This window comes from Flavobacterium sp. PS2 (genome assembly GCF_046250155.1).
Lineage (GTDB): Bacteria > Bacteroidota > Bacteroidia > Flavobacteriales > Flavobacteriaceae > Flavobacterium.
Window position 1 is genome coordinate 4,674,167 of the sequence record NZ_CP176426.1, and the last position, 15,099, is coordinate 4,689,265.

Annotated in this window: 12 protein-coding genes; 2 read left to right on the plus strand and 10 right to left on the minus strand. The window is 31.7% G+C overall.

Annotated features, from left to right (window positions below):
* Positions 1 to 26: 26 nt before the first annotated feature.
* The 9 genes from ACJ6WR_RS20295 to ACJ6WR_RS20335 all read right to left on the minus strand — a co-directional run bounded on the left by ACJ6WR_RS20295 (position 27) and on the right by ACJ6WR_RS20335 (position 12,070).
* Positions 27 to 944 carry a DUF4625 domain-containing protein gene (locus tag ACJ6WR_RS20295; protein WP_409416296.1) on the minus strand — a complete coding sequence of 306 codons (918 nt, stop codon included), beginning with the start codon at positions 942 to 944 and terminating at the stop codon, positions 27 to 29.
* A gap of 31 nt (positions 945 to 975) precedes the next feature.
* A complete protein-coding gene (locus tag ACJ6WR_RS20300) occupies positions 976 to 3,411 on the minus strand; it encodes a TonB-dependent receptor (protein ID WP_409416297.1) in 2,436 nt (811 codons plus the stop codon).
* Positions 3,412 to 3,417: 6 nt separating this feature from the next.
* Positions 3,418 to 3,903 carry a DUF4625 domain-containing protein gene (locus ACJ6WR_RS20305; protein ID WP_242667511.1) on the minus strand — a complete coding sequence of 162 codons (486 nt, stop codon included), beginning with the start codon at positions 3,901 to 3,903 and terminating at the stop codon, positions 3,418 to 3,420.
* A gap of 1,027 nt (positions 3,904 to 4,930) precedes the next feature.
* Positions 4,931 to 5,572, minus strand: a complete 642-nt coding sequence (locus tag ACJ6WR_RS20310) for a GNAT family N-acetyltransferase (RefSeq protein ID WP_409416298.1) — start codon at positions 5,570 to 5,572, stop codon at positions 4,931 to 4,933.
* A 55-nt stretch (positions 5,573 to 5,627) separates the two neighbouring features.
* Positions 5,628 to 6,635, minus strand: a complete 1,008-nt coding sequence (locus tag ACJ6WR_RS20315; RefSeq protein WP_409416299.1) for an FAD:protein FMN transferase — start codon at positions 6,633 to 6,635, stop codon at positions 5,628 to 5,630.
* Between the two features lie 210 nt (positions 6,636 to 6,845).
* On the minus strand, positions 6,846 to 9,035 hold the full coding sequence (locus ACJ6WR_RS20320) for a PepSY domain-containing protein (RefSeq protein ID WP_409416300.1): 2,190 nt from the start codon (positions 9,033 to 9,035) through the stop codon (positions 6,846 to 6,848).
* Between the two features lie 86 nt (positions 9,036 to 9,121).
* On the minus strand, positions 9,122 to 9,604 hold the full coding sequence (locus ACJ6WR_RS20325; protein WP_409416301.1) for a DUF2271 domain-containing protein: 483 nt from the start codon (positions 9,602 to 9,604) through the stop codon (positions 9,122 to 9,124).
* Positions 9,605 to 9,652: 48 nt separating this feature from the next.
* Positions 9,653 to 11,131, minus strand: a complete 1,479-nt coding sequence (locus ACJ6WR_RS20330; protein WP_409416302.1) for an ankyrin repeat domain-containing protein — start codon at positions 11,129 to 11,131, stop codon at positions 9,653 to 9,655.
* A 405-nt stretch (positions 11,132 to 11,536) separates the two neighbouring features.
* The gene (locus tag ACJ6WR_RS20335; protein ID WP_409416303.1) at positions 11,537 to 12,070 is read right to left on the minus strand and encodes a GNAT family N-acetyltransferase; all 534 of its coding nucleotides are present in this window, start codon (positions 12,068 to 12,070) and stop codon (positions 11,537 to 11,539) included.
* Positions 12,071 to 12,331: 261 nt separating this feature from the next.
* Between ACJ6WR_RS20335 and ACJ6WR_RS20340 the strand changes: the two genes are divergently transcribed.
* Together ACJ6WR_RS20340 and ACJ6WR_RS20345 are read left to right on the plus strand one after the other, a co-directional pair.
* Complete coding sequence (locus ACJ6WR_RS20340; protein ID WP_409417943.1) at positions 12,332 to 12,790, plus strand: RNA methyltransferase; 459 nt, start codon at positions 12,332 to 12,334, stop codon at positions 12,788 to 12,790.
* Positions 12,791 to 13,096: 306 nt separating this feature from the next.
* Positions 13,097 to 13,222 carry a hypothetical protein gene (locus tag ACJ6WR_RS20345; RefSeq protein ID WP_409416304.1) on the plus strand — a complete coding sequence of 42 codons (126 nt, stop codon included), beginning with the start codon at positions 13,097 to 13,099 and terminating at the stop codon, positions 13,220 to 13,222.
* 226 nt (positions 13,223 to 13,448) lie between these two features.
* On the opposite strand, the gene ACJ6WR_RS20350 is transcribed toward ACJ6WR_RS20345, so the two are convergent.
* Complete coding sequence (locus ACJ6WR_RS20350) at positions 13,449 to 14,741, minus strand: PD-(D/E)XK nuclease family protein (protein WP_409416305.1); 1,293 nt, start codon at positions 14,739 to 14,741, stop codon at positions 13,449 to 13,451.
* Positions 14,742 to 15,099 lie beyond the last annotated feature (358 nt).

The following is a 15,099-nucleotide window of genomic DNA, read 5'->3' on the forward strand; positions in this document are numbered from 1 at the left end:
AAAGGGTGTTTAAGATAATATTTAGATTAGTAATTAATGGTAATAGGCATTGACTTATATACATTGAGATTGTAAGTTGTATTTTTATACAAAACCACCCAGTTATATACACCAGATTCCCATGCTTTTTCGCCAGTTATTGGGTTTGCATTAGGTAGGTTAGCATCAGTTGCAGCACCGATAACAATTTTTTCGCCGCCCCAAACATCATTTATCTTTTGTAAAGTCGAAATTTTTGATGCTGCGGCAAGACCTTTATGCTCGACTTTAGAAATCACGATTACTTTTTTAAAATCGAGATTGTCAATACTCTCAGGATGGTAATTGGCGCTTTTTTTAATTAGTACAGAGTATAATATTCCATCACCTTTAATCTGACTTATCTGAGCATGAGCCGTTAATATGTCGTCCTTTTTAAAGATTAGCTCAGGTTCAACCCAAGTTCCCATATGATAAATTAAAGTTTCGTTGCGAGAAATCATATCTCGGCCAATTAATGGATCAGTAGGTAAATTTGCAGCATCGACAATGGTAAAATCTTCTTTAATTTCCAGCTTAGAACCATTGCTGTCCAATACTGTAAAGAAAAAGTCATATTTACCTTCAGGAGCTTCATTAGGAATATTAAAGTGCTTATGTACTGTAGTGTTTTTTGCACCAACATATTCAGCCCAACTTAGTTCTAATTTCCAATCGCTTGTATATTTTTCTCCTTTTTTAGGAAGTATTTTAAGCTGCACGGCTGCAATTTTATCTCCAGCAGTAACATCGGCGTTAAAGTGAAAATCGCGACCAATGACTCCTTGCTTATTATTGGCAGAACCAATTTCAACATTTGTCATTGTAGGTTTTGCAATTTCTGGGGTAGTATCATCGTCATTATTACACGCTGTAAATGCGCCAATAAATAGTAAAAACAAGGGGAATAATTTTGCTTTTTTCATAGGTTTTTTTGTTTGTTTAAAAGGGTTCATATTATTTTTGATTATGTATTAAAAAGGGAATTTTAACCGATAGAATAATGTTTCTGCTTGCTTCAGGGAGTTCTATTAATCGATAAAAACTAGTATGATTTAAATATTTAGCATTAAACAAGTTTTGTACTTGCAGTGAAATGGCTAAATCCTGCTGTCCAGTTCTTATTTTTGTTCCCAAGGCAAGGTTGAAAACATTACTGCTGGCAGTTTTCTTTTCTGGTGGAACAATTTGGTTTTGCTCGGCAGTAAAACGATAATCTAAGGAGAAATAAGATTCTCTTAGATTCTTAATTTCGGGACTATAAGTAAGCCCAAACAAAACCGATGCAGGAGGAGAAAAGGGTAGGGTATAGCCTTTTTTACTACCCGATAATTGTTCAGAATAAAGATATTCGACAAGAATTTCACCACTTAAATTTTTTAAGAATTGATAGCGCGTTTGCAATTCACCTCCATAACGGATGACCTTACTTTGCTCATATTCAAAAACCTGATTGCCTGCTCCATAATAAATATCATGTTGCGAAGTAGGGTTTAGGTAGATGTAATTGGGGAAATAATTAAAAAACGGACTCAATTGTACAGACCACTTATTATCCTGCCATTCTAACCCAAGATCTAACTGATAGGATTGTTCGGCAGATAAATTTGGATCTCCTTTTTCGAATCGGAAATAATGATAATTTACACCGTTTGAAGCCAATTCTTTAGCAATCGGCATTCTGAAACTAGTTCCTGCATTTGCTTTCAATGAGAATTTTTCCAGATTGTAATTAACTCCTGCCGACCAGGTAAAACTTTTAAATGTTCTCGTAAGCTCTTCCGAACGTTCTAAGTATTCAAAATTTGTTTGCCCATTAGTAGTTACTTCACTTTCAAACCAATCTGTGTATTGTTTCATTTTAATTTTTCCATAATCCAATCGTAGCGCAGCATGTAGCAGCCATTTTTCATTGAGCTGAATTTTGTCATAAGCAAATGCTCCAGCGTTCACTTGCGTAAAAGCAGGAATCAGGAAACTCCAGCCACCAATTTTATTTTGTTGCAATTCTGTATTTACTCCAACAGTAAACTGATGATTGCCCAATGAGAATTCATCTTTTACCGAAGCGGAGAAAACTTCTTTATCATATTGTCGCTCTAGATCTTTTGGAGCATACATATCATCGGGATATATAGGTGGCATATAACCATGATTAACATAATGGCTCCATTCTCGACGAAAATTCTTTTGAAAACCTATTTGAGTTTCCAGTTGATGTTCGCCTAATCGAAAAGAAGTAGTATTGCTTATCTTGGTATGGTTTACTTCCTGATATGGCATTTGTATATCACGACTGGATTTGTCATGAAGTTCTGTATCTACATTTCGAGGTTCAAGACCATGAGCATTGGCAAAAAAGCCAGTTTTGCTATATACATTACTTAGATACATAACCGATTTAAATTTCTCACCTATATATCCTGTACTCGCATGCATATCGAGTTCGCGTCCAGCGGTATTGCGTAAATGATTTTTATACAACGGGACAGCATAATTATAAACCTGAACAACATCAGTAGGAACACGATAATCGCCATAATCCATTGTAGTGATTCGGGTATCAAAGAACCATTTTTCATTACGCCCAAACAGGTTAAAAGAACCACCATATTGTTCGTTATTGCTTTTGCCAGTAATATCTAGGCTTCCGCCCAAAGTATGTTTTGCCGGGACAGGTAACGGTTTTATATTAATGGCGCCGCCAATAGCATCAGAACCATAAATAAATGAAGATGGGCCTTTAATGATTTCTACACGATTTACAGCATATTGGTCAATTTCGAGCCCGTGATCTGCACCCCATTGTTGTCCTTCGTGTTTAATGCCATTCTCGACAACAATAACCTGATTAAAACTTAATCCCCGGATAAGAGGTTTTGAACCTCCAGAACCAATAGAAATAGTCTTTACACCAGGTAATCTTTGGAGCGATTGCATCAAACTGCCGCCAAGATTACGCTGAATAAAACTACTATTTACTACATCTATATTAAGTGATTCTTTTTTGTTAAGACGCGTTGCATAATTATCTTTTATTACAACTTCTTGTAGTTCTTTAACTTCCTGATGTAAGATAATATGAGGTTGTACATTTGAGTTTTTGTCTAACGAAAGTTCAATTTCAGATTTGATATAACCCGAATAACTAACAATAAGTTTCTTTGAGTTTTTCGGAATTTGATTAAAGTAATAAACACCTTCTTTATTTGTAAGAGTGGTAATAGATGAGGGGTAAATCGTTACAGTTGCAGCTTCTAAAGGTTTATGACTATTAGAGAATACGCTACCTGATATATTGACGGTTTGTGCAGATACTTTCGTAAAAATAACAGCGCAAAACAGCAACAGATAAATAATCCGTAATCGATTTGATTTATATTCGTTCTTCAAAGTCACTTATTTAATTTTGATGCTTAAACCTTTAATTGTTTGCCAGCCTTCTTTATCGGTTAGGCGAATAAGGAAATGGTAATCTCCGGGATCAATATCTGTCGGAATGTTGATTTCCTGAGTTGCCTCGTAGCTTTTTAAATTTTCGGGAATAGTGACAGAATTGATATATAACAATGGTTTTACAGGTTTTTTTATAGCTTCAGGAGTACAATCATTTACTTCGGTACTATGATTATGATGGTCGAAATTATGGTGGATATCCAAGCTATACGATCCTAATGCCGAGTTGTCGGTAAACTTAGCTCTGAAAGTAAATTTTTGCCCACGGATTGCTTCGCTGCATTGTATTGGGAAAGCATTTGCTGCCGATATATCGATAACAGGATATTCGGTATCAATTTTAGCATCATCGCTGCTATCACACGCTGTAAAGATGCTGACTACAGCAAAAGATGCCAGTACAAGTTTTGAGATTTTCATTTTGTTCATATGTATTAATTTTTGGTTACAGAGTAGGGGAATGCGCTTTTTTAAATGATACAGCTATACGCAATGCCAACTTAAAAAGGAGCACAGAAGGACATATTCATAGATAATTATTCTATGAAATGTGAATTGTTTAAAAATGGAATTGCAATTAAGCAGAAGTAAAATCTTGGCTTTTTGAATAAACGAAACCGAATGACAGCTTTATAAAATTTTATTAACCATATAAGTCATTTAAGAAAATATAAGTTTATAAACACTTTGTTTATATGAACTTACATAGCTTATATGGTTAGTTTTTATAGAAATTTTTATAGAAAAGTGGTTTTAAACCATATAAGTCATTTAAGAAAATATAAGTTTATAAACACTTCGTCTAAATGAATTTACATAACTAATACAATTAGCTTTTGTAGTAACATCTAAAAGAAAACTATTAAAAATGGATTAATGCCAAGTAATTGATTTTACTTTAAATTGTAGGAGGCGCTCGAAGAGCAAATAAGGATCCCTTAAAGAAATAGGAATAAGATTTGTAATAAAAAGAGACATACGAGGTTATGCTACATCTTTTATAAAACTCAAAAGACATGAAAGTAAACGTACTTACAGGAGTAAATTTAAAATGACATATAGCACACTCTTCAGAAGAATGATTGTGTGTTATAAGTTCCGTTTTAGCAGTACTTAAATGCTGTGTGTTTTTATGGGGAGTATCATGACTTTGTATATGTTCATAAGAATGGATTGCCGGAAATAGTATAGCGAATACTACTATTAGTGGCATAAGAAGATTAATAAATTTAAATTTCTTTTTCATTCAGACGAATCAAGATTTAATAAAGCATGTTTATTTAAGAATAAAAATAATAAAGAATTATGATATAAAACGATGAAGAAAGTTGTTATTTCCTTCTGTTTTTCTATTCTTAACGCAATACTGTTGCAAATATAAAAATCTTATTCACAAATGCAACATTGTTTCATTAAAAAATAAATAATAATGAGTTTTGAATGGGATTATTTTGTTTTAATCAACAATAACAGCCGATGTATAAAGGCTATAGATTTCCCATCCCAGAGTCTGGTATAAGGATTTCCCATCTTCTGTAGCAACCAGAAAATTGTTGTAAACGCTATTGGCTAAGGCAATTTTTTCGAGTTCTTTCATTAAGAAAGTAGCAAGACCGTTTCGACGATGATTTGCTTCGGTTGAGATTCTATCATAAACGGCTAAATCATCAACAAGAACAACGCGTCCTATCGATGCTAGTTCGCCATCTTTAGTAACAATTCTAACAACAAAAGTAGAGCTATAACTCTCATATTCGAACTTGTATTTATCGGGTAAATTACCACTGGCAAAACTCATTTGTTTAAAACAAGACATCATATAACCTTGAGGCTGAATTACCCATTTTTCAGATAATTTGCCTTTTAGTTCATCGGGTGAAGCACAAACTTTTAAATATACCCAAGGTTCATCAATAGTCTCAAATAATTGAATAAAATCATTGTTAAGTTCAGGAAAAACATAACGTTGTTTTTGGTTTTCATATCCCACATCTACCATCCACCCCGATTTGTATTTTGCGGGTAAAGATAATTCTCTTGATAAAGACCATGCTTTAATCCATTTTTCGAGAACATCATGAAGGGTGTGGTTTTTCATTGTACCAAGAAGTTAAGATTGTAAATAGCTGCTAGAGAATCCGTAGATTATAAGGTTAAAATTTAGTCTTGAATTTCTTGATTTTGAAGTTTTTTGATTTGATTACTTTTTCATTATCTGTTATCATCAAACAACTATAATCAGGATATTTTTGAAGTAAAAGTAAACCTTCTTTTTGACCTAAAACCATTAAAGAAGTACTAAGTCCGTTTGCTGTTTCTGCATCAGGACCAAAAACGGTAACACTGCATAATCCAGTTGCGGGGTATCCAGTTGCAGGATTTATTATATGAGAATATCTTTTGCCATTAAAAATCACAAACTTTTCATAGCTTCCAGAAGTGGTTACAGCTTCTTGTTCTAAAGGGACAACAGCTAAAAGTTTTTCGGTATTAAATGGGTTTGTAATGCCAATTTTCCATGGTTCACCGTTAGGTTGTTTTCCCCAGGTGCTCATATCTCCAGATCCATTTATAATTCCGGCTTTGATTCCTTTAGATAGCATCATAGTTCTGCATTTATCGGTAGCATATCCTTCGCCCAGAGCTCCAAATCCTATTTTCATTCCTTTAAGTTTTAGGAATATGGTAGATTGTACACTGTCTAAAATGATGTTTTTATAGCCTACTTTTTCTACTGATTTTTTTATGGCTTCCGCCGAAGGCATCTCGGTCATCGAACCGTCAAATTTCCATATTCTGTCCATTGCAGCAAAACTAACGTCAAAGCCGCCATTTGTTATTTCAGATAATTTTATGGCTCTTTGTGTTAATTCAAAAACCTCACGATCTACTTTTACAGGTCGGATTCCTGCATTTTGGTTTACTTCAGATACTTGTGAGTCGGGTTTCCAATCAGAAATTAAATTTTCAATTCGGGTAATTTCGGCAATTACAGCATCAATATTTTTTTCAGCAGATGCAGTATCATTTGCAACAATAGTAATGTCAAAACGCCCTCCCATAAGCAGCGTCGTTCTTTTTCGGAGAACTTGTGCGTTGCCTGAAAAACTAACCGCAATTATAAAAACAACTAAAAACTTATGTAGGATTGATGTATGCATGATTTCTTTTGATTAAGCTCCAGCGGAGCGATATTTTTCTGATAGCCAATATATGTCACCCCGATGGGGTTTGGTTTTTGTCGAATAAATCTCTATAAATATGTCGTCCCGAAGGGACTTACACAATCCAACAATCCAACAATTATCAATTAACAATTATCAATTAACAATTATCAATTAACAATTATCAATTAACAATTATCAATTAACTTAATAGCAATCTGTCAACAACTGACCATTATCTTTATAATATGAAATAGATTTCATTTCTCTGGAAAGACATAAATCATCCAAAATTGATTCTACATCTTTTTGCATTGCAAGCGAACCACAAATCATGATAACGCCGCCTTGATGTAATAAATCAATAAAAAAGTCAACATCTAGTTTAATCAAATCCATTACATAATGATGATTTTCTGCACGTGATAAAGCTAAATGAAAGCTTTGAAGTTGATGCTTTTGAATCATTTCTGCGGTAAATTTTTTATAACCTAAAACAGTTTCAGTTTCCATTCGGAAGCCAGAGTATAAATGAGTTTCAACTTTTTTCTTATTCTGTTCAATCATTCCAAGGAAAGGAGCAATACCAGTTCCGTTAGATATTAAAGCAACTTTAGACACAGTTTTAGGAAAATGAAAAGCTTTATTATTTAAGATTCTAGCTTTAATAGTATTCCCAGGTTTAAGATTATTCAAAAACTCAGAACCTAAACCGTGAGGATGAAGTTTTACAACCAATTGTATATTGCCAGAATGATTACCAATCGAGTATAAACGCTCTCTGGTATCATTTGCGGGATAAATAGCCAGTAAATCACCCGAAGTAAATTTGGCTCTCATATTAGCTCTTAAAGTCAATATAAAAGTTTGTTCCGTTTCAGAAACTAATGTTTTATCTAATACCATTAATTTTTGTAAACCTTTAGGAACATGATTGTATAATGAAGGCGTTGTTGATAATGGAATTCCGCTTTTGGCACTCCATAATTTTATCCATTCTAGAAATTCGAGAACAGATTTGTCGTTTACGGTTTGAATTTCTAAAAAGCGTTCCGTCCAATTTTGAGTGGCTAAAAGTTGATCAATTTCAATAGCAAAACCACAAAAATCAGGATAAGCTTTTGAACCAAAACCAACCACCGAAAAATTGATTTTTTGTTCTTGATTGTATTTCTTTAATAGCGATACAAATTTATTTCCATTAGAAGGTGCATCGCCTAAACCATGAGTAGAGGTGAAAACGATAATGTGTTCTGCTTTCGGATATAGATTGTAATTATTAAGTTCCGTAAGGAAAACTTTTTCGCCATGAGCGATTAATTGTTTTTGAATAGCATTGGCAAAACGTAATGAACTTCCATTTTCTGAACCTGCGAGTAGAATGATTTTACTTTCGTTGGCTTTGAATTTATTTTTAATTCGGCTTGATCTTCTCTTTAATGTAATGGCAAAACCTGAGTATATAAAAAAGAGAATGTTGATGCAGGCAATAGCTAATATTATAGCCCAAATAGCGTTTATTCTTCCGGTATGAAGGTCAAGGCTTAAATCAGATAATTGAACCGTCATCGGGGAACGTTTTTCAGTTATTACAGCTCCTGTAACCTGATTAACTTCAATTTCTTTGTCTTTTAATCCGATGATATAATATTCTTCAGGATCAGATGTAAATGGAAATTCTATTTTTTTTACATCAGATAGTAGGGTAGTAGTAAATACTGATTCAGTTTTACCTTTAGAAGGTTTTATAATTTCTGTTTTTTCCTTTTGATTTTTCTCTTTATCCATGAAAAAATTAAATCTTTCCAGTGATAAATAAGTTCCGGTAATAGCAATAATCAGAATCGGAATTAAAGTTAATCTTCCTAATACAACATGATAATATTGAGCAAAATACTCTTTAATTACTTTAGAGAAAAAGTTACGGACTCCTCTTTGTCTGTTTAAAACAAGTGCAAAACCAGAACAAGCAATTAAAATCAATAAAAAAGAAATAACGCCAACAAAAAAGCGTCCTGTTTCATGAAGAAACAAAGAACGATGTAAGGCAGTTGTCCATTGGATAAATTCACTTTTTTTAACTGGTGTTCCTAAATTTTTCCCTGTTCTGGGATCAATATAAGCATTAACATCATTACCATCCTGATCAATTGCCTGAAGTGTTACAAACTGGTTGTAATCAACACTTAATTCTGTTATTTCAGGATATATCTTTTTTAAAACTGGCAAAGTTTGACCCAAAGTTATCTGATCAAAATTTTCAACCTTATACGGATGTGTTTTTTCCTGAATTGCGTCTACTGCCAGTATGATACCCGTTACAGATGCCAACAGTAGAAATAAAGAAGAAAACAAAGCCAAAGCCAAGTGAGTGTAACGCCAGAAAGAAAGAGTCATTGAGTGTAATCTAAAAGGTAATCAAATGTTTTAAGCTTTGTCAAAGTTTAAAACTTTGACAAAGCTCGAATTTCAGGTTTAAGAGATTAAATTTTATTTAATCTCACGTATCTAATATAACCTTTACCTTCTGTTTTAGCAGCAAGACCTTCAGTTGTAAGAGGGATTTCAACATCGCTTACATGGTACTTTTGATCTTCAACAGCAGATTCAAATCTTAATTTATATCCTTTATTTATTTTAGAATCTTCAATTTCAATTGTTGTCATACTACGATCTCCACCAGTAACAGACGCTCCAGTTTTTGCACTGATATCTACCAGTTTTTTAGTTTGAAATTTATTCCATTCTTTTAATGAGTTGTACCATTTTTTATCGTCTCCCATTACATAAAGTGTTTTTTCGTATTCTCCTTTAGGGTTGATAAGTGAAACTACGATGTAAGCACCTTCTCCCATATAGTTAGACATTTGAAGCATACATTTGTATTTACTTGCCTGTGCTGAAGCTTGAAAAGATATAAGACAGATTAATGCGCTTGTAAAAGCTATTTTAAATATTGATTTCATTCCGGTTTTATATTTTTAATTGAATTGGTATTTGAAAATTTAAAAGTATTATTTTAAAAAGTCAATTGATATGTTTTGTTTTGTTAATGACTCATTTTCTTTGGCTAAAGCATAAGCACTTTCGTCAAATTCGGTAATAATATCTTTTTTAGCTCCAATAGAAAGAAGGTATTTCAGGATAGTATCATTTTTGGCAACCATTGCAGCTTTGTGTAAAGCAGTCAAACCGTCTTTGTTTTTAGCATTTACATCGATGTTTAAATCAGCTAATTTTTTAAGCAAAGATAAATCGTTTTTAGGAACTGCAAGATGATACAATGTATTCCCATCTTTTTGAGGAGATGTAAGGTCTAATCCTTTTTCTTGTAGTAATTTTATTTTGGCAGTAAATGGATCTTGTTTAGCATCTGGTCGGTAAGATTGTACTAAATAAACACCTAAATTATTACCTTCTTTATCAATAACTTTAACATCGGCACCTTTTGCCAAAAGTATTGCAACAGCTTCTGCAGTTCCAGATTTTACAGCTATAGTCAAGGCAGATTCTCCTTTGGCATTTTGTAAATTGATATTTTTTGCTGCTGGTAATAATTGCTCTAATACTCCATTTTCTTTAGCTCCGGCTGCAATCATAAAAGGAGTGTTTCCATCTTTATTAATCGCATTAACATCAACACCTTTAGCAAGGAAATAAGTAATTATTTCGGCTTGGTTTGGTTTTCCTGCTAAAAGATGCAATACGTTTTCTCCAGATTTATTTGTAGCGGTTGGTTTTATTTTTAATTCTTCCACTAAAAATTTATAAGTTTCAATCGGAGTAGTTTCTCTACGTGTACCTTGAGTTGCAATAAGAAGTGCATTATCAGTATATTTTACTTTTCTCTCTAATAACTTTTTCAAAAGAGTAACATTTCCTGTTCTTGCAGCATAATCAAATGCTGTGTTTCCGTTGTTGTCAACATCTTTTAGAGACAATCCTTTTTTGGTAAGATAGTCGGTAATCGTAAGGTCTTTATCAAACGGAACTGCCAAAAGCAATAGGTTTGCTCCATTAGCATATTTTTTCTTCGGATCTATTCCAGCTTTAAAAAAAGCATCACAAATACCTGAATTAAGTAAACCGCTAGTAGCACCAAAAACAAGTGGAGTAGTACTATGGCTGTCTTCAAAGTTAATATCTGAACCTTTGGCAATAAGATATTCTACCAGTTCGGTATTTCCTCTGTAAGCCGCCCAGTGTAAGTAAATACGATTGTCGTGAGTAGATTTATTTACTGGATTTCCTGGTTGTTCTAATAAGAATTTTATACTTGTAAAAGGCGCATCATTATTAATGGCAATAACTGGTACATCAAAAGCATTTGCATTCGCTTCAGATGGACTATTTCCTTTTGCAATTTCAGCTTTAACAACATCAACACTTGGCGCTGTTTTCCAAAAAGAAGCTTCTAATAAAGTATTTTTTTGCTGAGCACTAACAAATAAAGTTGCGACTAATGCGAAAGAAAGAAGAATGTTTTTTTTCATATTATAGATATTTATTACTTTTTAATTTGTGTTGATTCTTATAAAATTCACGACTCAATAGCGTGATTTATTTAGAATCAATAAGATTAAGCAAATGTAAAAAATAATACCAATTAATGCTATTACTTATTTGTTAATGCCCATTTTTAAGGAAGTTTTATTAGTTTGTCTGAAAAGCTTTAGAACTAAAAATATAGAGTAGGGTATTTTAAATATTCTAAAAGTATCCGAAAAAAGTATAAAATAATGTTCGGAGATAATACGATTACATAATCAGTATCGTTTCCGAAGTTTCTTCCTTAAATACTCATTTTCATTTTTTAATTGTATAGAAAGTTTCGCAAGTAATCGAAGTTGCTGATTTGACTAGCAGAGTATTCTTTATGAAAATTTAATTTAAAATGCTTAAAGTGAATTTGTTAAGGTGAAAATAGCGCACTCAGGGTTTTCGTTGTCAGCTTCTTTTGATTTTTTAAAGTCAAGTTTTGTCAAAAGTTTAATCGAACTCAAATTGTCATTATGAGTAAATGCTTCTATCTTTTTAAGTTGTATTATCTGAAAGGCATAGTCAATAACTTTTGTAGTTGCTTCTTGCATTATTCCTTGACCTTGAAAATTTGTCAAAAGTTCATAACCGATTTCGCATTTATTTTTTTCATTTGAAAAGTCAAAAAGACAAATTGTTCCAACAAAAATCTTGCTATTTGTTAAAGTTATTGCCCAATAAATCGAATCATTTCTTTTGATGTTATCATTAATATTGTTGATAAAAGTTATTGCATCTTCAATTGTTCGACTTGCTTGTCTGCCAAGATATTTGTTTATTTCTGTGTCAGAACGCAATGTAAAAATAGCTGAACTATCTTCCGCCGATAATTGTCTAAGAGTTAGTCTTTCAGTTGTTAAAATTGGGAAAGGTGTAAAACCTCTATTTACCATTTTGTCATAGTTTAATTCATTAATGTTCTGACTGCTAACTTATTTAGGCTAGCCAAAGAAAGGTTTCAATAAGGTCAAATTAATTAGCTTTGAGTTGTAAATGGATATTTACCTCAGGCTAATATAATAAATTTCTTTATTTAAATAATTGACCATCTAAGTTGATTTAAGCTATTTCTTTGTTTCTAGTAAGTCATAAGTAGTTCGTTTCATCTCAATAAAAAATTGACTTATGTACTTACAGTTTGTACTTTTGCCTTTATGAATGATAATTTTATAAATGAGTATTTTGGGATAGGAATACAAAATGGTAAAACGCCTGAAAATTTGGGTGTTTTGTGGCGATCGGCTCAAAACTTAGGCGCTACTTTTATATTTACCATAGGTAATCGATATGCCAAACAAGCTTGTGATACTCACGATGCAGTAAAAGCAATTCCTTATTTTCATTATGATACTTTTGAAGCCTTTTTTGAAAATTTGCCCAAAGGTGCGCGATTGGTTGGCGTTGAATTAGATGAAAAAGCTTCCGATTTAGAGACTTTTGAACATCCAAGGCGTTGTGTTTACTTATTGGGAGCAGAAGATCATGGCTTATCTCATAAAGTAATGGATAAATGCCATCATTTAGTCAAATTTAAATCAGAAAAAAGTTTAAATGTGGCCGTGGCAGGAACTATTATTATGTACGACAGGAACTTGTCTAAACCACGTTCTTAAAGCAAAACTTACTAATGTTATGATCTCCGATGTATGATGACTTCGGAGTTTTTTTTATAGGAATCGTTAAATAATTTTGTTAATAATCCACTTATTGAGTATTGTGAAATTGTTTTAGGGGAATGGAATAATATGGAGTAAACAATCGAAAAGTTTTATGGATTATGAAGCAATAATATTAATATTTTACTCCCAGATGTAGAAATTGACAGACTTGTTTTATTATGGGTTTCAGATGTTTAGGTGCGTAGTTTTATTTTGGGATGTTTTGTTCTGTTACTTTCGGAGCCAGTAATTAGCAAGTCCATGTTTACAATATTCCAAGAATTTCAGGTACAATGGGAATCTAAAATCAGTAAATCATTTAATTCAGCTCACAATGCAAACTTAACGCAAGAAAATAATAAAGGTCAGATGTTTGCATCTCTTTAATGTATCATGATTTTGTCATAAAACGATGATTGGTATTTTAGATTATTTAATCAATAAAAAATCTAAACATCTTTTTACCCTCTTCAAAATTTGCTAATTCTTTTGTAAAAACTAGATTTTCAAAAGCTCATTTCCATCAATATGTATTTAAATCCATAAATTGTTAATCTGTTTTTATTTTAGCAATAAAATTGTAAATAATAATTCATTTTTTTGATGTATTTATTTAAGTGTATAATTCTTTGTAAATATTAATTATTGAATTTTCTTTTGATTGTATGAATTCAATCATTTTTTTAGCTATTTTTCTGCTTAATTCATTTTGTTTCATGGGGTCTTGTCCTAAATAGCTCATAAAAGCAGAATCGCTAAAATTTATTCGGTTATTTTTAAAATCTTCCAAATTATTAAATAATTCAACATCTCGCCACCATCCAGCACATTTAAAATTATGATTTAGAAAGGTAGCTTTATGTTTATCTTCTAGATCTAAAATTCCAAAAAATAATTCATTACGAACATTCCCTTTTCCACTAAAAGGTTCAATTCCAAAATATATTCCAGTTTTTTGATATTTTTTTAGAGACAACCATATTCCAGAATTTTTTTCTCCTATTTTATCCCTGCGTTTAATGATGTCATATTTTTCACCCAACTCAGAAATTAAAACTTCTGCTACTCTGTTTCTTATATTGCCTGAAATTTTATATTTAATTTTATCAAACTCTTTGACAATCTGCTCTGCCGATGAAAAATTTTTTAAAATTATATTTTGTATTTCCTCACTCATTTTTTTGTTTATTGTTTGATTTGTTAGCTTTTTAATTAGATAAATATATTGTTTTATTACTTCTCTAAGCATTGGTTTATCAGATGCTTCTTTTATACAGAGTTCTAACCAATTTATGATGTCTTCTTTGTATGATATATTAAAATAGTGTTGTTTTTCAATGAGCCCTATTCCAGAAGTGGGAGAACTTCCGTCCAGTGTCAAGTATAATATAGGTACTTCTTTTAGAAAGTGTTCTTTACAATAATTATAGTATCTTACTAGTTGATTTTGTTGTTCTCCTGCATATATTTTATTTTCAATAATAAGTGCATTTAATTTATCCCGATCCTCTATAATAATATCTATACGACCTCCTTCAGTTTTGTCCTCATTCAATTTTTTGATGTTTTTTTCAACTATTGTTGTTGCAGTTTCAGTATTAAATTTAAATCGATCTAAATCAATCATAATTTCTGATTCTTCGACTTCATTCGAAATAAATTTATCTTCTAGGATTTTAATGAAAAGTTTTAAGGGTTTATCTTTTAAACCATGTGAGCCCTTAGTGTTTAAAAGTTCGCCAATAAATGCAGAATGAGTTCGCACCTCATTGTTGGTTAAATTCAATACAGAAAAAATATTAAATTTTTCTCCTGTAATCTCGGCGATATCATCATACTTTTTTTGTATTATATGCACATGATAAAGTAGACTTTTTATTGTGGATACATTTATTTTTTCTGTCATATTGATTAGTGTAATGTTTTTCTGTTCACAAGTTAGCTAAGTTAGATTTAAATTAAACTTATAAAATTTATTATATTTATTTTTTAAAATTTAACCTTTCTTTGACATGAAAGTATCAAATCTGACATTCATTTATATTCTATAAACACCAAAACTATTTGTTCATCTTTATATGATAATTAATATTTTTGAGATTAATAAATCAATTATGGTTTTACGTAATAACCTTGTGAAATAAATTATAATATTTGCTTATTTGCAGGTAAATATTTAATAGGTAACGTGATTAAATGTAAAAATAGATCAGTATAGAATACAAAGAAGAGAAAAAAGAGGATTAGTTAAGCTAACAAAATGG